We start from the raw sequence: 20,262 nt of genomic DNA, 5'->3' as shown, positions 1-20,262 counted from the left end.
GGCTACGCCGGAGCTGCTGGCGCGCCAAAAACGGATATTCAGACCTGCCGCATCTTCTAGCCCGCTACGAGTGAATGTTCATCCTGATGTGTGTCTGCTCGCATTCTTCCTTTGACAACGTCGGAACCTGCGAGTCCCCCATCATTAATTGAACTCGGCGTAACGCTGTTGGAGTGCATTCGATTGGTGCGATTTCCCATACCCGCTTCGTGCTATCGACGGTGATGTCGACCTTGCACAGCTCAAGGGGTCTAGCGCCTCGCGGGCCGTTGTCGGCTTCATAAGCTGTTCTGCGTGCGGAAATGACTTTGAGGAATTCTTTTACATCTACTTTGCACTCCGCCGCAATCGCAACGTTGGATAGCAGTGTGATCGCCGCCATCAGTCCAATGATTAATTTTGTTTTCATGGTTAAGCTCCCCCTCAGTAACTGAGTCGACATCATAAAACTATCGTGAAGATGTCATATGTGGCTATTGAACGTCAGCTTTGGGCTGATCCCGGCCATCGAGTTAGTGCCAATATCCGTCATACGTATACCCGAAATCTAAGAGACGTCCGTCTCTAGAGCGCGGATCACGCGGGCGCCTTAAATTTATGAGCCCAACACCGATGCGCTGCCAAATGCCAGAGAAGGTTTGTCGCCGACGTGAATTCTCGGACACTCCCAGCCAGATTAAGATAGTGGATCGTCCTGAGTTGCTAGAAAAAGCACCCAATACTCCGCGGCGAATCGCTGCGATACCACTTACCGCATGAGGTTTCAGCTGATGATTGAAGAACTGGATCGCCACTTTTATCAACCTGCTGAGGGCCATCGTCTTGCGCATGACCCTTTCGGCGCGATCATTGGTCCAAGACCGATCGGCTGGATTTCGACGCGTGGAAGAACGGGTGTGTTGAACGTAGCGCCCTATAGTTTTTTCAATGCGTTCAATTACCGACCACCCATTATTGGATTTTCCAGCATCGGCGCAAAGGACAGCCTCAGAAACGTTGAAGAGACAGGCGAATTCGTCTGGAATCTTGCAACCCGCGACCTGGCCGAGCGCATGAATACAACATGTGCTGAGCTTCCCTACGAAGTCGATGAATTCCAATTAGCGCAACTCACCCCAGTACCGTCTCGTTTAGTCGCCGTACCTCGCGTCGCCGAAAGCCCTGTCAACTTCGAGTGCAAGCTGACAGAGATTGTTCAACTAAAGGACCAACACCAATCGCGTCTGAAAGCGTGGTTGATCTTGGGCGAGGTCATTGGCGTTCATATCCGCAAGGACATGCTCAAAGACGGTGTCTTCGATACTTTCGGCGCCGGGATCATTCTCCGCGCAGGTGGTCCTTCGGCTTACGCGGAAATTTTTCCCGAGAGCCGTTTCGATATGCACCGACCGACCGTCTAAGAAAAAAACAGATGGCTATTTTGCAAGACTGAACCGACACGACCTGCCCGCGACGTTCAGTCAGAATATTGATGTTTGAAGACGCTCAAATCATCTTTGGAAAAGTGGATAAGGATTTATTGAATCGCCACCCCACCATTGATTGGGTGTGGCAACGCTGGCCATGGCGAAATGTAAGTGCGGCGCACTGGCGCGCGCATTTCCGGTATGGCCCACATAGCCGATGATTTCGCCTTGCTTGATTTTTTTACCTACAACGAGCGACGGCGAATAGGCATTTAGGTGAGCGTAGAAATAGACAAAGTTCTTCTTTGCGTCGAACTGATAAATCGATAGGCCGCCCCTGCCTCGCTTGCACAAATGGGCAATTGTTCCATCGGCGACCGCAAAAATCGGCGTTCCTTTGCGCGCCATGATGTCGATGGCGTCATGGATACGCCCGCTGCTGCGACCTTCGGAAAAAGTATCTTGCAACTCGCTGCTCGTGACTCCAGCGACCGGGATGAGTAGCGCGGCTGGCAGTGTAAGCGCTTCGGGAATCGATTCTTGAGGCAACAAATTTTTCGGGGCAGTGTGCGTATCTGTCAGCTGTACTTTGGCCAACTGGCTTGCTTCGCTGCGATCAACGTCCGGAACCGGGCGCAGCGCTTCAGCACTCGATGCGGTGGGTGCATCTATCTCGGCGCCAAGAACAAGAATAGGCGCCATGGTTAGTATTAACCCGCAAGATAGCGTTGCGAGTCGCCGACCCAATAGCCAAACGTCACGATGCTTAAATCGCCTAGAGCTTCGCTGCCGATAAAAATACAAATACATAAATCTCTTTCGAAGCTTCTAAAGTCCCAGGCAATGCAAACGCCGCATTTTCTCAGGAAGGCTGAGTGATCTTGACTATACGCAAATTTTTCATCTGCGTAGTCACGGATATTTGAAGTGTCGTGCTACAGCAAAAATATTACCGAATTACGAATCTATGGCCTGCTAAACCCGAACCAAGCGGTTAACGTCAGTATGGTTGTACTCGCGATCGTAGATTCTGAGCAGTGTCGATTCTGAATAAGTCATGTGGTCCCCATCGATCACGACCGTATGCGTGAAGGCTGTGGTACGCGCGTTCTCGCGTAGGAATGGCGATTGCACAATCGTCCAATCCGGATCGTTTTCAGCCGCTCTGACATCGAGGACCAGCTCACCGTCGTAACTTTCTTTGGCAGCAAAACGTCCGCCTGCCAATAGGGCGAAGCCTCTCGGAATAGTGAGTGACTGCATTAGAACGCCGCTCTTTGAATCCCAACTCCAGTAGCCGCTCTCGTTGTGAAAGACTTTGTTGTTCGACTTGCGGCTGACAACTTGGTGATAACGCACAACCGCGAGAACTTGCTCTTGCGCATTGTCTACATCGCCACAGGCTTCAAACAGCAATGTTTCATAAAACAGATTGCGTTCTTCTCCGCCCGGTTCCGGCGCACGATCCACGCCCTTGTCACCTTTCCACGTGCCGATCAATCCAGCCAAGGGTCCGTAGTTGACGCCGTCAATAATGTGGGATGCATTCATAAAACCTTGTTCGAATTGTGTCGCATTGAAGGATTTTTTCAGAATTTATCTAGTTAATTATTTTTTGTGCAGGCCATTTTCACTTTCATGCGTACGTTCATTGAGAAGAAAATAGAACTACCGCTAAAGCGCTGATGGTGGCGACAACTGCGATAAAAACTGTTTCCGGCGTCATGAGTGATTCATACCAAACGCAATCGTAAAACTGTGCGGGAGTTGGTCTCATAAATGCATAGTCGAATCCCGCATCATCACGCCTGCAGTCACACCAAGAAGCTCGCCCCAAGCATTGAGGACATCGCTCGACATAGCAGTTCACAATATGCAGTTGGCCTTTAACAACAGCACAGTCCTCACAACGTCGATCGTCTGCGCCCAAGCCTGTGGCCTCATTCCCATAAGGAATGCGTGGGTAACGCACACCATCTATGGAGTAAGTCGTGAACTTCTGAGCTGCCTGTATCAGCTCTGGCCATCTCACGGCTAAATTGTTGTCCTTGAAATTGAAAAGATCCGTTTTCATATCCGTGCTTTGATTTCAATTCAGAATGGATATGCAGGAGTACTGGACTGCAATGTCAGCCACTGGCCAGTCTGCAACTGGTTGCTCTTGCCGTAGGCCAGCGCGTAGAACTGCTGCGACGCGAGTGGCAAGCCAAGATCAGATATGGAGTTGGTCGCATTCGCAGACAGTGGAATGCCATACATCGAAAAGATGTTGCGCAGATCCTGGCCAATGATCTTAGAGCCCAGCACGTACAACAAATCTTCGTTGCTGATGTTGTTGTTGGGATAGCGCCCCATGCCGTAATTCGCGGCAGTTGCAGTGGTCCATTGACTGCCGATCAGGCGGGCTCCTTTGCTCAGCAGCGCCATGAATTCCAGCGTGGGATCGACCGTGGGCCGTGCCGAGCCATATCGAACCTTCGTGTAGAGAAACGCCAGTTGCATGTGCACCGCCAGCATTGGACCTTGTGCATCGGCATAACCAATATCGCCAGTCCAAAGGCGCGCTTGCATGTCAGCTCGCAGGGCTTCGCCTGTTTTGCCTGTCGCACGGCTGTCCTGAATGTTTTTGTAGAGTTTGGAGTGGTAAGTGTTTTCGCTACCGTTGTAATCGTCGCCGTTAAGGGCATAACCGCGCAGCATGGCGGTGATGGAATGTGTGTTGTTATCGCACTCACCCACACAGGCCAAAATGCTCATCCATCGCTGCACGTTGTTGTGTCCCAACTCATGCGCCCATCCCCAAGACGGAGTCAGGCCCCAACCGTTGTTGTCACTCGGGTTGCCGGAGCAGCCGTCGCCGCAAGCGGCGATCCAGCTAACGAAGTGCTGAATCCCTGGCGGGTTATGCAAGCCGCCCGTGCAATCCCACGACAAGCTGCTGCAAAGCGAAGTAGCCATCGGTGACAGCGGCATATCGTTGTAACCGCTCACGATGTGATTGGTGTCCATCACAATTCGCTGGAAGCGGTCGACGACGTATTGCTTCGGCGTGAAGCTGCCGATCGAGTTGCTGGCGCTATCAATGGTCTGCTGGACCTCGCCGCTGCGAAACTTTGCGGTGGACCAGCCATAGTCCTTCCGCTGTAGCGAAGCCATTGCCGCGTCTAGATCCGCCTGAGGCGGCGTACCGTTGCTGAAATCGAAGTGCGCGTACTTGATCACGCCCTTGATCTTCAGCGTGACCGTCTGCCCGGCGGTTGCTCCGTTGTAACTCAGGAACAGCGGGCCACCAAAAGGCGAGACAAAATTGTTGCCGACATTGCTTTGCAGCGGCAAATTCCACGAATTGGGTCGGCGTGGACGTGGGTAGTTGTTATCCCAGATCGGGTTGCCAGTCGCGCGAACGTAGCTGCTCTGAATTCCGAGGCTGACACCGGCAGGCGCATTGACGATTTCAATAACCGCTCCCTTCGCTGGAATAGCGCCGCGACCAATCGCAGTGATGCCACCAGACTGAGGAAGTCTTAGTTGAATCGTTTCGTAACTGCTGGTGGTCGCCAGTTGCTGTGCCGCAACGGGCATGTAGTCACCTTGGCCATGCGGATTGGTCGTCGTTGCCGAGCGATTGAATGCCAACCACGAATCAGAGGCATAGGCACGCAGAAAGTTGGCGGCATCATTCGTGCGACTGATCTGGCCATACGTAAACTGAGGGCGCCATTGATCGGCCCACAGCACTAACAGTCGTTGTAGATCCGTATTGCTTGTCGCAAAAATATTTTTGCCGGAAGTTTCATAAGCGGAGATTTCGTTCAGCATCAGATTGACGCCATCGATTGCTGTTGTGTCCGTCGTGAAATCTTTCGAGTAGCTGTCTTGCGCGAGTAACTGCAGTGTCGTCGACAGCTTTGCGAGCGTATCGGCACGCGCCAAGCTATCTGCGGCTGTGCGCCCAGCGCTCACTGAGTAAGTCGGTGCTGAGGCCCAGTAATTGCCTCCGTATCCACCGAACTTCATGCCCATGCCATTCAGCACGTGCGTGGCGCCGGCCGGGTCAGCCCATTCGCTATGCATGTACATGACGGCCTTGCCTGCCTTGAGATAGGTCTGCACCAAGTCCCTCAGGCCAGCGCTATCTGGAACACTCTCACCAAATACGAGCAGGTCGGCGTTTTGCCAGCAGGTGTTGGTAGACGACGCGATGTTGCAAGTAGTGGCACTGCCATCGCCGGGGATTTCTGTTGCCGTCTTGCCAAGACGGGTCAAAAAATTCCTGACCGTGCTGGAGTTGTAACCCGACTGACTGAACTTGATGGTCGATGGCAGAGTGCCACCCGCCTGACCCGTCATCAGCCAAGTAAAGGCGCGGGTGAACAGCGGGAGGTGCTGCTGCTCACGCGTGGTACCGCTCATCCACGAAAGCATGTCGTTCGCATAGGCCATGCCACGGCCAGTTTTAGTATCGCCGCTGAGCTCAGTGATAGCGGCGATACCAGTCCCGTCGTCAGAAACAATGTATGGGATCGCCTGAGTAACGCCAGATGAATAAATCGGGTTACTGAAATAACCCGGAGCAGAATTGTCGTTAACGCCAACGCTCACGGAAAGATTTGGCACCTGTCCGTTGGCATTGTAGATATCGCTCAGAACCTGCTGCGCGCGAGAACGCATTGCCGAGGCCTTACTTGTCGCGCGTTGCAGCAGCGTGGCACGGTCTTCGGCCTGGAGCCCGCTGGGATCACCGCTGGCCAGCGCAGCGTCGACACGCTTATTAGAAACAACAGAATCTGCACCGGTGCAAGCTGACAGAAGGACGGCGGCCACCGTAATAGCTAACTTCTTACGAGTACTCATCAAATTTATTTTCTTTAACTTGGATATGGCTGTGGCCGCGAAGTGAGCTCTCTCACTCCAGCGATTTAGTTATGGATTGGACGACAAGCGTCTAGACCCGTTGCGCAGGTCTGCCCGCCCTTGCACTTAACCGGCATGGACGGCCCCGCTGAATTCCCCGGCATCTTGCGTGCCTTGTTTGCACAATCTAATCTTCTTCTTAAATGGCAGTCAAGAAGCGGGTATGCGAAAAGACTCCAATATGCCTGCAAATCGAAAACACCAGCCCGTTGAGGCCAAGCGCGCCAAACTTGTGACAGTGGCGCGAGACCTGTTCCTGCTTGATGGCTATGACGCCACCCCAATGAACCGCATTGCGGCGGGAGCGGATGTCACCCCCAACACCATCTACTGGTACTTCACCGACAAGGAGCAATTGCTGCTTGCAGTGCTGGACGATTTTTTGGAAACCGCGGTCGCGGCCCATGCTTTGATTGCCAAGGCTCCTCTCGCTGAACAGTTTCAGCAGCTAGCTCTTTATCTTCGCCGCTCACGAAATCTTGTTTCGATGGTTCACGCACTGATCGATCGCTCTGAAGCAATCAGCCGTTGGCACAATAATTTTCACGCTACGTTCGAGGGTATTTATGCCGAGGCGATGCCGCGCACATTCACGCCTGGCGACCGCGCAGCCGAAATGAAGATCCTGAGTTTTGCGATTGAGGGAATGGTTTCCCATGACCTCAGCAAAAAAGAGATCATCAGCATTTGCCAAGGCCTGGCGAGCCGTTGGAGTGCAGCACCAAAAGTGGCGAGCAAGACGCGGCCATCAGTGCCAAAAAAGAAATAAGCGCTCAACACAAAAAACGGCAACGCTATCCTCGGCTCAATGCTGTGGCCGATCCTAGTAACTCCGGTGGCACCTTCGCCCTGCTGTTTGTGCTGCTGCGCCAAGGCGCTGCACCAGCGTTTCGACACCGTTCTACTTGGTGACGCCGGTGACGGCGATCATGGGCCGGGCCTTTATGCATGAGCCGATGAGCCCGATCAAGCTCACCGGCTTCGCCCTCGCCGCAGCGGGCGTGTATATCGGAACGCGACGCTAGGGCGTGTTGGAGACGCGCAAGCTACTTTTTTGTGACTTCTGCTGTGGGCCCACCAGCTTGCTTCCAGTCACGGTATCCACCAGCGATGTGGCAGACCCGAGTTAATCCCATATCTTGAAGCGTGCTTGTCGTCAGCGCAGAGCGCCATCCCGATTGGCAAAACAAAACGAACTGCTTGTCCTCACCGAACACCGGCTTGAAGTACGGGCTCTCTGGATCAACCCAAAACTCCAACATTCCGCGTGTCGCGTGAAAGGCGCCGGGAATGGTGCCCTCGCGCTCTAATTCGCGAACGTCGCGGATGTCTACGAATAGAACATCTGGTTGTCCCAGCTTTGCCTTAGCTTCATCGACAGACAGCGTTTGGATTTTCGCTTGGGCTTCCTCAAGCATCTGCTTGTAGCCTTTCTTTAGTGCCATCTGAGTACCTTTAGCGCTTCAGCTGAAAATGATGCGACCATCGAGAGCTTTTCAATGGCCGCTATGTGGCAGTCATTTTATTCAGACGATAGACCGAAATGGGTTGGAGCCTCCCTGCGGAAAATATATTCGCCGTGACCACATATTTTTTTGCAAAAAGCGACAGCAGCTTTGCAACCGTGAAGCGGTACAACGTGCCAAAAGCGGACACTACCGAATGGCCACGAATGGACCTCCACCACATGTCAGATCAGTCTTCATATTTGCGACCCCAAGAAGGGGCCAACCAGTACAACCAGCGAAATAAACAGGCACAAAAGCATCCATAGCGATGGGAAAATGGCCATTGCCACCGCGTCCAGGCTTTTCTTCTGAATAGCATTCTTGATGCTTATCCAACAGGACGTGCCAGCCAACACCAGTGAGAGCGCTTGGGATATTCCCCATCCACCGCCGGCTCCCCAAAGCACGCGCGTGAAGACCGTAAGCGCGACACTGGCAAGCAAGGAAGAAATGATGATCAGCGTTTCTTTAGACATTGATGGCAAATCTCGCTGTTGTCTCTTGGCTACGAAATGTTGCCAGGCTTATTTCCACGGCGTTTTGTCGCGAATTTCTTCGGACGGTCCAGGACTTTCATCGCTATCCGGCAAGGACTTGATCCGTTCATAGGCATATTGGAAAAAATCCCTGACCGGACCTTTCACAGGGATGTTCCAGCCGTAGGGTTTCCACTGCGGCTTGGCCAGCCCCCAATTGCCGCCGTCATTCAATTCCTTGCGAATCGAAGGCGTGATCCGGGTACGCGGATCTGCCACGAGCAAATCGAGAACTTTCCGAGCCGAGTCCCAGGACGGAGGCACGTAGCCAGGACTCGGATACTGCGGTGATCCTGACTGGCTGAATTCGTACATACGCTTCAGCAGCACGCTCAAGGCATTCTGTTGGGTCCACTGGTTCTCGATGCCCGGATTTGCGCCCATCTTCAGCAACTGCTGGACATAATCCGCATCGCCCACAACGCTGTCCATCAACAAGGTATTTCCATCGGCCCTGCGGGCGTTGATGTCGCAATCCTTGTCCATTCCCTGCGAACAGAAAATGGCGAATCGAGTCGGCTCAGGCAGCGCACCCGGACCGGTAGCAACGAAGTGGGCAACCTTCGCCCTGCCGTTGTCCCAGCTGACATGGTCGACGCGATCGGACGGCGCGATCTTGCGCACATCAATATTAGGGGGCGGCGCTTCCCTGTAGTAACCCGAACTGATCGCCCCCAGTGTCGCTTTCAACGAGGTGAGCAGGTAATGCTCATAGGGTGACGTGGGCAGTGGCTCGCCCGCCGCAAGCAGGGCGGACTGGAAGCGCGCGGACGTATTCGGCGCAAGCTTGCCGAAGGTCATGTCGATCCTGACGCAACCGTTCAGCTGCGGCCCCGAGAATCTCAGGTTCTGCGTGCTGGCCAACAGATAACGCAGGTAATACTCTGGATTTTTCCGACCACCATCCGGGAAACGCCTGATTGGATATTTACGGGCATCCGTCGATTCAATTGTTTCGGTCGTGGTCAGATAACCCGGGAAATAGGCGGTCCACTGCGGGTTTTTTATTGACTCATCTTTCAGGGGTGGAGAAATGGTCCACGCGGGGATGACGAAGCTGCCGTCGGCTGTGGTTTCGGCCAGATCACCGTGCAGGCACCGCAGGTAGCGCGTGCTGCCTTGCATTCTCTCGGTGATCCATTGCACGGCGACCAGGGCATGCGGAACAGGTGCGCCGGTATCGGCGTCCACGAGTTGCCCACGCAATCCCGCAAGAGACTGATCGCCGGCCACCGCAGGATTCCCATGGCAGAGAACCAATGCGGCCATCATCAACACCGTTTTTCCACGAGGGCCCATTCGCATGATTCGACTCTTCAGGTAGGTATGCATATCGCCTGCCGACGGCTAGTAATACTCCCAACGCCCTCGCGCCGGGCAATTGGGTGCGCAATTCATATGCAGGGGCCCTTCCAGCGTCAGCGCGTTGGGAGTTGGTACGCGTTCGTCAGCGCGGGAGATGTCGTCGTCGAGGTGCTGGATCTTTTCAGCCAGTGGCAGCGACTGCGTCAGCTCGCGCGCTCTCAGGAAAAAATTCTTCGGCGCGCCTTCGGTGATGAACCAGTGAAGAGGATCGCCAAGTTCGGCACGGATTTCTGCAGGTATCTGGGTGCGCTTGTCTGCGCAGAGCAGTTCCAGTGAATGCGTCGCAGCGGCCCAGACTTTTGATCGATCCGCCTCTCTCTTGGGATCGTTGTCATCGCTCATGTAATAGATATGCATCTTTTTGAGCAGAAGGCTCATCGCGTTGTTCCCGGTCCAGGCATTGCGGATGCCCGGGTCTGCGCCGTGGCTCAGCAGGTAGTCCACGATTTCATCATTGTCGACTTTGTCCATGAGCAGGGTGTCGCCGTTGGCCCTGCGCATGTTGACGTCACACGCCTCGCCCCTAAGGGACTCGCTGCTGACGGCTTTTGCGCAAAGCAGCATCAGCTGGGGACGTTCCGCGATTCCCGAACTGTTGCCACGGACTTCCAGACCAGCGCTTTCCCCGTACCAGGTTCGTGCGTGCGGATCGGACGATGGGCTCAACTTCTGGATATCGATATGTGGCGGAAGGGCTGACTTGAACCCTGGCTCAAAAATCGTCTTGATGGACTCGGCGAGATAGTCTTCGTAAGGGGACTTGGCGATTGCTTTTGCATCGCCCCCCATCAACTGGCGAAACGGGACGTATACATCATCCACCGTGTCTCCCCTGTTCATCGGATACTTGTAGCAGTCCCTGATGCTCCGCGCGCTCCTTTCCAGATAGCGCAGGTAATACTCCCGGTTCGGAATCGCGCGCACTGCGGCGGGCAATGGCGTCATCCGAAATATCTGTCCGGAATCTTTCAACGGCTCCGTGGAGGTCAGATATCCGGATTTGTAAGCCTGCCAGGTCGCCGTAATATCCGAAATGAACAGGTTCAATACGACCCACGCCGGCAGGGTGAATTTCCCGTGCTGGTCGGTCTTTGTCGATAGCGCCCCAAGACAACCCGTTGAGGAGTCGACCAGGCTGGAGAATCGCGCGTGCCATTGAACCACGACGGCAGCATTTGCAATCGGCACGCCGGTGTTGGCGTCGACCACATTGCCGCTGATCGGGAAGCTATGGGCGGCATAGCTTCTGGACGAGGCCAGTAACAACAGGAGTGCCCCGTATCCGATCCGCCGGATTTTCATGCTGCTCTCCTCCCAGAAAACGCGGTCGTCGCCGCGGCTATTGTCCCAACACTCTTGCCGGATTAGGCCGCAATTGCAATTACCCATTTGGCTAACGCCCGGAAGGCTGCTTTCAGGAAGCCAGACCACGGATGTCGAGGGACCGCTTTGGGCTGATTGCGGCCGACGAATTCAGGCTTAGCAGAGCTGCCAATATCAGGACTTATACCAACGCCGATCCATTGCTCTGATGATCAGCGCAGGATATTCAACGCGACCAAGGCTGCCGTTGTAGCGAGCGAGACCACGCACCAGATCGCCGCGTTCCATGTCGAGGTAGTGTTTGAGAATCGTGCAGCCCATGCGCAGATTGGTTTGCGGATCGAACAAGCTATCGCCCGGCTTGCCAATCTCTTTGAGCCAGAACGGCATGATCTGCATATAGCCGAGTGCGCCTGCGCTGGAAACGGCGAAGCGATTAAAGCGGCTTTCAACTTCAATCACGGACAACACAAATTCTGGCGAAAGCTTGGCGCGCATGGCTTCGCGGTGAAGCATGCGTAGAAACTTAATGCGGTCTTGCTCGTTGGCCATCATTGGTTTGAGTCGCGCAGACATATCGACCAACCAAATCTCAGCATCAAAACGATCCGCAAAACTATCGGGCTCGTTCATCGCCTGCCGCATTAAATCGCGCAGTTCGTCATCGGGCTCGCCCACTGGCCCTGCCCACGCCAGCGGCGCGGCGAGCAAGAGAACGAGGATGGCGAACGCGCGGCGCATCATCCGCGAAGTTTTTCGAGCACGGCCTCAAGGCTGGCCGGAATCATTTCAGCCTTCTCCGCCTTGCGGCTCTTATATTCGAACTGCGCGGTGGCGAGGCTCTTATCGCCAATCACCACGCGGTGCGGAATACCGATGAGGTCTGCGTCTGCAAACATCGAGCCCGGACGTGCGCCACGATCATCCAGCGCGGTTTCAATGCCAGCGGCATTGAGGTCTGCGTAGAGTTTTTCAGCGGCAGCTTTCACGGCTTCTGATTTGTCCATGCCGATTGGGCAAACGATGACGCGGAACGGCGCGATGGCATCTGGCCAGATCATGCCGCCAGCATCGTTGCTTTGCTCAAGCACAGCAGCAACAAGACGCGACACGCCGATACCGTAGCAACCCATTTCTGGTGTTACGGCTTGGCCCTTCTCGTCGAGCACGGTGAGGTTCATTGCCTTGCTGTATTTCTTGCCGAGCTGGAAGACGTGACCGCCTTCAATGCCGCGATAAAACTTGATCACGCCAACGCCATCTGGCGAAGCATCGCCTTCGACGATTGCGCGCAGGTCAGCCGTTTCTGGCTCTTCTGCATCGCGGCCCCAGTTGGCGCCTTTGAGGTGATGATCGTTTTCGTTGGCGCCGCAAACAAAGTCAGCGACCTCGAACGCAGCGTGATCAGCAATGACTGGGATCGGGCATTTAATCGGGCCGAGGTAACCGGTCTCGCAGCCAAACGCAGCCTGCACTTCTTCTGGCGTCGCCATCTTGAACGGCGATTTAACTTTCGGATGCTTGCTGGCTTTGACTTCGTTGAGCTGATGATCGCCACGCAGCGCAATACCAATGAGCGCGTGTGGCTGGCCTTCTGCTGCGTGCACAACCAGCAACTTCACTTTGCCGGTGAGCGGCACGTTCAAGAACTTGCTGACTTGATCGCAGGTCTTCTGGCCCGGCGTAGAAACTTTCTCCAACGCTGCGCTTGCTGCTGCGCGCTTGCCGGTAGGTTTGCACTCTGCGGCTTCGACGTTTGCCGCGTAGGTGCCGCCTTCTGCAACCGCCAATAAATCTTCGCCCGAATTGGCGAGGATGTGGAATTCTTCTGACAGCGCGCCACCGATGTTGCCGCTATCAGCTTTGACCGCACGGAACGCAGCGCCCACGCGCGTGAACACGCGGATGTAGGCTTCGCGCATGTTGTAGTACTCGCGCGACAAATCTTCCGCATCCATGTGGAAGGAATACGCATCCTTCATCAAGAACTCGCGGCCACGCATGAGGCCGAAGCGCGGACGGCGCTCGTCACGGAACTTGGTTTGAATCTGGTAATAGTTAATCGGCAGCTGGCGATAGCTACGGATGTCTTGGCGAACGTGGAAAGTGATAACTTCTTCGGCGGTCGGCGCATAGCAAAAATCGTTTTTGTGACGATCTTTGAAGCGCAGCATTTCGTAGCCCATCACATCCCAGCGGCCGGATTCTTTCCAGAGTTCGCCCGGCTGAATCGTCGGCATCAACACTTCCAATGCACCGGCGCGATCCATTTCTTCGCGCACGATGTTCTCGACTTTCTTCAGTACGCGCAGACCAATCGGTAGCCAGGTGTAGAGGCCAGCGCCCAATTTGCGGATGAAGCCGGCACGCAGCATCAGCTGGTGCGAAATGATCTCGGCGTCAGAAGGAGTTTCTTTGGTAGTAGCGAGCGGAAAGCGGGACAGGCGCATAGCGAATCAGAAGGTTAAATTTGAATTGCGCCCATTGTAACGGGTCAGGCCGCGGCATCGTCAGCCAGCTTCATCGTGGCGTCATCAAGAGGCACTAGATTGGCCGACATCCTGCACTTTTCGCCCTCTCATGAAACGCCATCTAGCCGTCCTGCTAACCCTTTGCCTGCCCATAATACTGACTGCCTGCGACGGCGCCGTGACGCGCTCTGCCCCACCTCCAACGACACCGCCCGTTACGCCTCCAGTCACACCGCCTGTGACACCACCGGTGACGCCACCTGTCACCCCACCCGTCACGCCGCCCGTGACGCCACCTGTTACGCCTCCAGTCACTCCTCCGGTCACCCCGCCAATAGAGGCCAAAGCTTGTGAGGTCTACACCGGCGAACCACTCGCGTCGCTAAAACACTACGAAGGCATCACCCACGAACATTCGGCTTACTCGGATGGCGATCCGCATTCCATCCCGGCCGACTATTACCGAATCGCACGCGAGAAGGGCTACAGCTTTGCGGCCGGATCGGAGCATTCCGACCTGATTGAAAACGGTCTGTTCATTTCGCTGCACGCCAGTTGTGACCCCACCTCTGGCCGCTTTGATCCGACCCAGTTGGAGTACTGCTTCCTCAATCCCACCGGCGATAAATTGCAGAAGTGGAAGTCGACGATGGATCAGGCACAAAAAGCCAGCAGCACAAACTTTCTGGCGATCCGCGGATTCGAGTGGACCAGCGATGTGTTTGGACACATCAACGTTTTCTTCTCGAAGAATTTCACCAACGCCAAAACCGATGGCGGTTATCTAGGCATGGACACGTTCTGGGATTGGTTCACGCGTGATCCGAATCAGATCGGCCTCACCGGTTCATTGTCATCGCCCGTGCCTTTCGGCGGTGGCGGCGATGGCCTCGCAACTTTCAATCATCCGCACGACAAATGTCTGCTCAACGATCTGCCGCTGCCGATCACCGAAGGCCTCTGCGATTGGAATGATTACACGCTGATCCCAGCAGCAGTTGAGCGGATGTTTGGCATTGAGGCTTACAACGACAGCAATCGTGATGATCGTTATCAAGCGTATATCGCGAAGGCTTTGGACAAAGGCTGGCGTCTGTCTTTCCTCGGTTCTGAAGACGAACACTTTGCGCATTACGCCGTTGAAGAGCGTCCGAAAACCGTCACGATCGCCAAGAGCTTGAGCGAAGCAGATTTCAAAAAAGCTTGGCTGGCGCGTCGCACCTATGCACTCACACCGGGCCAGCATTTGCACGTCGACTTCAACGCCGGCGGTCATCCGATGGGCGACAAGATTTCCTGCGATACCGGCGCCACGCTGCCAATGACGGTGGCAACGTATAACGCCGACGGCAGCGACTTCAAAGGAACCTTGCAGTTATTCAGCAATGGCGGCAAACAAATCGCCACGATCGATAGCGCCAATGGCGAATTTAAAGTGCCGGTCGAAACCGGTGATCACTGGTACTTCGTGCGCGTGCACGGTGCCGACGGAAAGTCCGTGGCCTACGTCGCTCCAGTTTGGGTCAAGGGAAAATAAACATGAAACTCTCAACGACGAGCGTACTCGCGCTCGGCATCGTGTCGCTGTTGGCTGCCTGCGATTCCGGCGTCAACAAGAACGGCACAGACACACCACCCACAACACCGCCAGCTACGGTTTTTTATCAGCTCATCGTCACGCTCGATGGCAGTGGTAACGTGGTGTCGAGTCCTGCGGGGATTAGCTGCGGCACTCAATGCAACAAATCTTATGCGGCGGGCACCATCGTTAATCTCACGCCCAATGCAAACGCTGGTTCGCACTTTGACACTTGGAGCGGCGACTGCGACTCCAGTGGCAATTGCCGACTAGTGATGAATCAAAACCATACCGTCCGTGCGCATTTCTCTGTGAGTCCGATATCGCGTTACACACTCACTGTCAGCATGACTGGCGATGGTGAAGGCACCGTGGTGTCATCACCTCATGGCATCGACTGCGGCGAGCAGTGCTCCGCAGATTACGATCAAAATACTTTGGTCACACTCAATGCCGCAGCAGATGCCTCTTCACGCTTTGATGGTTGGAGTGGTGATTGCAGCGGCAAAACTGCTTGCACGCTGACGATGGATAAAGCGCGCAGTACTGTTGCGCGTTTCACCGCGCTGCCACCGTTGCCGCCAACGGCTGTTAGTCGCCAATGGTTGTTCGGCGACACGCATGTGCATGACGATCATTCATCCGACGGAAGTTTTCCACGCCAAGTGCTCGGTCAAGAACAAGCCGGCAATATGCCAGTCAGCGATCAGATCAATTTCGCCGCTGACTCTGGTTTGGATTTTCTGCCGCTTACGGATCACCGCACTTACGATCAACACTACGACCCACTGTGGGAATCCAGTCGCCTGCTGCTGATGCCCGGCGAAGAAGCCAATGGCGGTCCGCATGCCCTCGTGCACGGTGCGATAGATACGATCGTACAAGGCGCGAATCCGCCGGGCCGTCCAGATTTCGTCAACCTGCAACAGTCGATATGGGATGCACACGCACAGGCCGCTAGCTGGAGCACGGCACATCCAGACGATGGTGAAACAGACGACGACGGTAAGCCCAATATCAAAGCCAACGCGCAAGGCGTAGACACCGTTGAGGTGTGGAACAAGGCGAGTAATCCAGACAAGGAAATTAACTACGCCGAGAATCGTTGGAACGCCGGCTTCCGCTTTGGTGTTGTCGGCGCTTGCGACGATCACTTCAAAGAACTTTGGATACTCGGTGGTCCCGGCATGCCCAGCACCGGTGTGTTCGCACCACGACGCAGCGTGCGCGGCATTCTGCAGAGCTTGCAGGCGGGCAATACGATCATCCGTCGAAACAGCGGAATTCTTCCTGTCATGCGTGTGATGCTGGAAGCCGATATGAATGGCGCAGGCACCTTCGCTGCTGTGGGTGGTGATGAGATCACCGCCGCCGCTGGCACTAAGGGCAAGCTGCGCATTACGGTCTACAACGGCTTTGGCACCATCGTTTCGCTTTATCGTTCACCGGGCCGCGCTGCTGGCGTACTCAAAACTTTTTTACCGACCTCCATTGCCAAGAGCGAAACCTATTTGGTCGATATCGTCGCAAGTGATCAGCCGACTTGGTATCGAGTCGAAGCGCGCGGCCCCGGTTTGCCTGCAGCCATCGACACCGCTGCGCTTAGTGATCCACTGAACAATGTGCCCAGCACAATTCCACTGCTGAACGAACTGCAAGCTGTGACCTCGCCTGTGTTCATTGCGCCAAGAGCGATAGACGCGATACCTGAAGTCGCACTGCCATCTGATATCGGCATTGATGACGGCGCTGCGTTGGCGTTGGGTAGTGCTGGCAGCTTCGCTGGATTTCCTGCGCTCGTGGTGGATAACGGCATCTCGCATCTCGTTGCAGAAGCACATACCAGCGGCAGCACGGCGATTCTCTATCGTCGTCGCAATGCTGACGGCAGTTGGTCAGTAGCAGTCAATCTAACGTCGAATACCTTGCAAGCACGCTTCCCCAAAATCGCGGCGCGCGGCAACAGCGTTTGGGTGGCGTGGCAAGACGGACGCGGTGGCGAACAGCCGCATCGTCCAGCGATCTATCTGCGTCACTCTGCTGATGGCGGCAAACATTGGGAAACAGAAATCGCGCTGCGCACTGTTAAAGGCCGCGCTGAACATCCTGATCTCGCCCTGCTCGCAAGCGGCGCACCGATTGTGGTTTGGCAAGAGATCAGTGCGGGCAATCCATTCGACGTGATGATGCAGCGTGTCGGCAGCGATGCGCAGCCAATCAATCTCAGCCGCGACGGCAAATCGTTTCACGCCGCCAACGCGTTCGACTCGCGCTCAGCTTTATACCCAGCATCAGTGTGGCCAGTCGTCAGTGTTTCATCAGACGGCCGCGCCGCTGTGGCATGGCAAGACAATCGCACCGACAAAGATCCGCTATGGACTGGCGGCGCGGGTTATGGCGAAGGCACAGATCCGGATAACTGGCAGATCATGCTGCGCACACTGGCACCGAGTGCGACGACTTGGTCGGCGCCGACAAGTCTCGGGGCCAATGATCGTGCTGACCGTCATCCAGCACTCACCTTCACCGCCGATGGCCGCTTAGTCGCCGCTTGGGACAGCAAGGTTATGTCGTCGTCCGGCGTCAATCTGTCAATTCAATCCGCGCAGTCGCTCGACAATGGCAGCACTTGGTCAGCGCCAGCCGCCGTGGCTGAAAATGTCACCGCAATGAGCCAGTGGCCAAAACTCGGCCTCGCCGCAAACGGCCGCGCACAAATGGTTTGGTACGACTCACGCGCCACAGATTGGCGCTGGCGCGTAATGACCACCGCAATGGGCAGCGACGGTGCTTGGAGCGCCGGGCAGTTGATCCCAAGTCGCGGCATCAATACTTGGCCCGCCGTCAGCAACGGCGCTATCGCCTATGCCAGCACGCGCAACGCCCTGAGGCTCCAACGCGACCGCACGCAACAGGTTTTTCTGCTGCAAAGCGCCCTATCACCTTAATGCCTAGTCCTATCACCCCAAAATTGACGCCAACGTTCAGGAGGGACAGCGAATTTTTAGCGTTTGCAACTGACTTTTGAGCCATTAAGATGCTCACAATGAAAGGAATAAGGCCGGATCGCCTTAAGCTTTCTTTGCGAATCAGGACTCGGAGTCAGGGATGACAGGATATGACCGGTTTTTATAACGCCAATTTGGTCGCGCTTTCTTTGGTGGTGGCGATTTTTGCCTCCTACACCGCGCTTGAGCTTGCCGGTCGCGTTAGCCACAAGCAGGGAAGAAGTTCGCGAATCTGGTTGGTGTGCGGCGCGATTTCGATGGGCACTGGTGTCTGGTCCATGCACTTTGTCGGCATGCTGGCGTTTCACTTGCCGATTGCTTTGGCATACGACGTAACGCTGACCGCGCTATCGATGTTGATTGCGATCGCCGCATCCGCTGCGGCGCTATATGTGGTTAGCCGCTCTGTGGTGACGCTGCGCAATCTCGCAGGCGGTGCCACGTTGATGGGCATCGGCATCGCCGCAATGCACTACCTCGGTATGCACGCGATTCGAATGTCGCCTCCGATTGAGTACAAAGCCGATCTTTTCATCGCGTCTATTGCGATCGCGATCGGTGCTTCGTTTGCTGCGCTATGGATTTCGTTTCAGCTACGCGATCAATCTTTTGGTGGCGCAATTTTTCGCAAACTCGGCAGCGCGGTTCTGATGGGACTTGCGATTACTGGCATGCATTACACCGGCATGGCTGCGGCAGAATTTGCACCCGGTAGCATTTGCAGTGTCGGGCCATCGAGCAGCATGACCAGCTCGGCGCTCGCGATGCTGATTGGCATCACGACCATCGTCATTCTGACGATCACGCTAGGCGTATCTGCGCTCGACGCGCACTTCGCAGCGAAACTGACGCAGGCGCTGCAAACAACCAACGCACAGCTTAGTGAACTCGCGCTTTACGACAGTCTTACCGGGCTGCCAAATCGCATGCTGCTGGATGATCGCATGGGTCAAGCAGCGTCCAGCGCTGAACGTAACGGCCGCTCGTTTGCATTGCTGTTTATCGATCTCGATCGATTCAAACCGGTCAACGATTCCTTCGGACATGCTGTCGGTGATGCCCTTCTCAAAACGGTGGCTCAGCGACTGGTGAGTTGCGTCAGAGCGGTGGACACAGTTGCTCGCATTGGTGGCGATGAATTCGTGATTGTGCTCAGCGGCATTGGCGAGCCGAAAGATGCGGCAATGGTCAGCGGAAAAATTCTTGATGAGCTATCCCGACCCTTCTTCATCGAAAGTCATGAAGTAGATATTTCCGGCAGCATCGGCATCAGCGTCTATCCACAAGATGCCAAAGACGTGAAAACGCTGAAGGCCAAAGCCGACTTGGCGATGTATCACGCCAAACAAAATGGCCGTAATAACTACCGCTTCTTTGCGCCGGGAATGTCGATCTCTAATCTCGCGTGACCATCGTGATTAGAGTTGCGGGCGCTACTTCGTCGCTTCTTTGATTTGATTAAACGCGCCTAAATAGATGCTGACGCAAGCGTCGACTACGGATTTTTGCGGTAGGCGATAGTCATCAAGCATCCAGTGTGTTGCGGCCATTGATGAAGCACCAGCCAAGGCTAAGCCGACCACATGGAGAGAGTTTGTTGCGCTCTTCCGATTGGAAGGTGGCACCGGGAGCAAGCTAACAATCAGAGATGCAAAGTCTCGATTATTTTTCAAATACAGCGCATCTACTTTAGGGCTCACACCCAATACTTCCAATTGAAGTATGCGACCAATGCGCGGATCACGAAGGCAGGAGAAGTAGGCGGTGAGTCCTGCCCGCGATAGTTCTTCAATGTCCTGCGGCGCCTTGGAAATAGCCTGCTGCACTTTGGTCATGCTCTTGCTGATTACGTGCTCGTAAACGGCACAAAGCAGTTCCTCCGAGTTTTTAAAGGACTCATAAAAATAGCGATCGGTAAGACCTGCCGCCTTGCAGAGAACGCGCACAGTACCCGCGCGATAGCCGACCGTACCGAACACTTCAAATCCTGCGTTGATGAAAATCTCACGGCGTTCTGCTGCGCGCGTCTCCTGCTCTACTCCACCGTAGACACGGCCAGACGTTATTTTTTTCGGAGCTAAGGACATTGAATCATCAGTATTGAATGTGAGGCTTCGCCATTATGACCAAGCTGCTCAACCATGCCAGAGCG

The 20,262-nt window shown here is 55.0% G+C and carries 16 protein-coding genes; 5 read left to right on the top strand and 11 right to left on the bottom strand.

Annotated features, from left to right (window positions below):
* Nucleotides 1-64 precede the first annotated feature (64 nt).
* Nucleotides 65-409 carry a hypothetical protein gene (locus CJD38_RS01705; RefSeq protein ID WP_146165895.1) on the bottom strand — a complete coding sequence of 115 codons (345 nt, stop codon included), beginning with the start codon at nt 407-409 and terminating at the stop codon, nt 65-67.
* 361 nt (nt 410-770) lie between these two features.
* Between CJD38_RS01705 and CJD38_RS01700 the strand changes: the two genes are divergently transcribed.
* Nucleotides 771-1,400: a flavin reductase family protein gene (locus CJD38_RS01700; protein WP_107938560.1), complete on the top strand. Its 630-nt coding sequence runs from the start codon at nt 771-773 to the stop codon at nt 1,398-1,400.
* A 90-nt stretch (nt 1,401-1,490) separates the two neighbouring features.
* Here the strand turns inward: CJD38_RS01700 and CJD38_RS01695 are convergent, their stop codons facing one another.
* The 3 genes from CJD38_RS01695 to CJD38_RS01685 form a co-directional block, all read right to left on the bottom strand.
* Nucleotides 1,491-2,108 carry a M23 family metallopeptidase gene (locus tag CJD38_RS01695; RefSeq protein ID WP_161554127.1) on the bottom strand — a complete coding sequence of 206 codons (618 nt, stop codon included), beginning with the start codon at nt 2,106-2,108 and terminating at the stop codon, nt 1,491-1,493.
* Between the two features lie 273 nt (nt 2,109-2,381).
* Entirely contained in the window at nt 2,382-2,957 is a 576-nt protein-coding gene (locus tag CJD38_RS01690; RefSeq protein ID WP_107938558.1) for a heme-binding beta-barrel domain-containing protein, read from the bottom strand.
* Nucleotides 2,958-3,500: 543 nt separating this feature from the next.
* The gene (locus tag CJD38_RS01685) at nt 3,501-6,260 is read right to left on the bottom strand and encodes an ImpA family metalloprotease (protein ID WP_107938557.1); all 2,760 of its coding nucleotides are present in this window, start codon (nt 6,258-6,260) and stop codon (nt 3,501-3,503) included.
* A gap of 223 nt (nt 6,261-6,483) precedes the next feature.
* Between CJD38_RS01685 and CJD38_RS01680 the strand changes: the two genes are divergently transcribed.
* Entirely contained in the window at nt 6,484-7,089 is a 606-nt protein-coding gene (locus tag CJD38_RS01680; RefSeq protein WP_107938556.1) for a TetR/AcrR family transcriptional regulator, read from the top strand.
* Nucleotides 7,090-7,366: 277 nt separating this feature from the next.
* Here CJD38_RS01680 and CJD38_RS01675 read toward each other — a convergent pair whose 3' ends face one another.
* From CJD38_RS01675 to CJD38_RS01650, 6 genes are all read right to left on the bottom strand, one after another.
* Nucleotides 7,367-7,765, bottom strand: coding sequence for a rhodanese-like domain-containing protein (locus CJD38_RS01675; protein ID WP_107938555.1), 399 nt, complete (start codon nt 7,763-7,765; stop codon nt 7,367-7,369).
* A gap of 257 nt (nt 7,766-8,022) precedes the next feature.
* Nucleotides 8,023-8,304 (bottom strand): hypothetical protein, encoded by a 282-nt coding sequence (locus CJD38_RS01670; protein WP_107938554.1) that lies wholly within the window; start codon nt 8,302-8,304, stop codon nt 8,023-8,025.
* Between the two features lie 48 nt (nt 8,305-8,352).
* Entirely contained in the window at nt 8,353-9,696 is a 1,344-nt protein-coding gene (locus tag CJD38_RS01665) for a hypothetical protein (protein WP_146165894.1), read from the bottom strand.
* Between the two features lie 15 nt (nt 9,697-9,711).
* Nucleotides 9,712-11,031: a hypothetical protein gene (locus tag CJD38_RS01660; protein WP_146165893.1), complete on the bottom strand. Its 1,320-nt coding sequence runs from the start codon at nt 11,029-11,031 to the stop codon at nt 9,712-9,714.
* Nucleotides 11,032-11,226: 195 nt separating this feature from the next.
* Entirely contained in the window at nt 11,227-11,796 is a 570-nt protein-coding gene (locus CJD38_RS01655) for a lytic transglycosylase domain-containing protein (RefSeq protein WP_240625580.1), read from the bottom strand.
* Complete coding sequence (locus CJD38_RS01650; RefSeq protein ID WP_107938551.1) at nt 11,793-13,502, bottom strand: proline--tRNA ligase; 1,710 nt, start codon at nt 13,500-13,502, stop codon at nt 11,793-11,795. Before CJD38_RS01650 ends, CJD38_RS01655 begins: the two co-directional genes overlap by 4 nt.
* A 199-nt stretch (nt 13,503-13,701) precedes the next feature.
* On the opposite strand from CJD38_RS01650, the gene CJD38_RS01645 reads away from it, so the two are divergent.
* The 3 genes from CJD38_RS01645 (at nt 13,702) to CJD38_RS01635 (ending at nt 19,519) form a co-directional block, all read left to right on the top strand.
* Nucleotides 13,702-15,060, top strand: coding sequence for a CehA/McbA family metallohydrolase domain-containing protein (locus CJD38_RS01645; protein WP_107938550.1), 1,359 nt, complete (start codon nt 13,702-13,704; stop codon nt 15,058-15,060).
* A gap of 2 nt (nt 15,061-15,062) precedes the next feature.
* Nucleotides 15,063-18,050: a CehA/McbA family metallohydrolase gene (locus tag CJD38_RS01640; RefSeq protein ID WP_107938549.1), complete on the top strand. Its 2,988-nt coding sequence runs from the start codon at nt 15,063-15,065 to the stop codon at nt 18,048-18,050.
* Nucleotides 18,051-18,220: 170 nt separating this feature from the next.
* Entirely contained in the window at nt 18,221-19,519 is a 1,299-nt protein-coding gene (locus CJD38_RS01635) for a diguanylate cyclase domain-containing protein (RefSeq protein ID WP_107938548.1), read from the top strand.
* Between the two features lie 24 nt (nt 19,520-19,543).
* Here CJD38_RS01635 and CJD38_RS01630 read toward each other — a convergent pair whose 3' ends face one another.
* The gene (locus CJD38_RS01630) at nt 19,544-20,197 is read right to left on the bottom strand and encodes a TetR/AcrR family transcriptional regulator (protein ID WP_107938547.1); all 654 of its coding nucleotides are present in this window, start codon (nt 20,195-20,197) and stop codon (nt 19,544-19,546) included.
* Between the last annotated feature and the right edge of the window lie 65 nt (nt 20,198-20,262).

Source organism: Stenotrophobium rhamnosiphilum, from assembly GCF_003052265.1.
Taxonomy (GTDB): domain Bacteria; phylum Pseudomonadota; class Gammaproteobacteria; order Nevskiales; family Nevskiaceae; genus Stenotrophobium; species Stenotrophobium rhamnosiphilum.
Note: the sequence above shows the minus strand (reverse complement) of the source record. Positions and strands in the feature narration are given on the sequence as shown.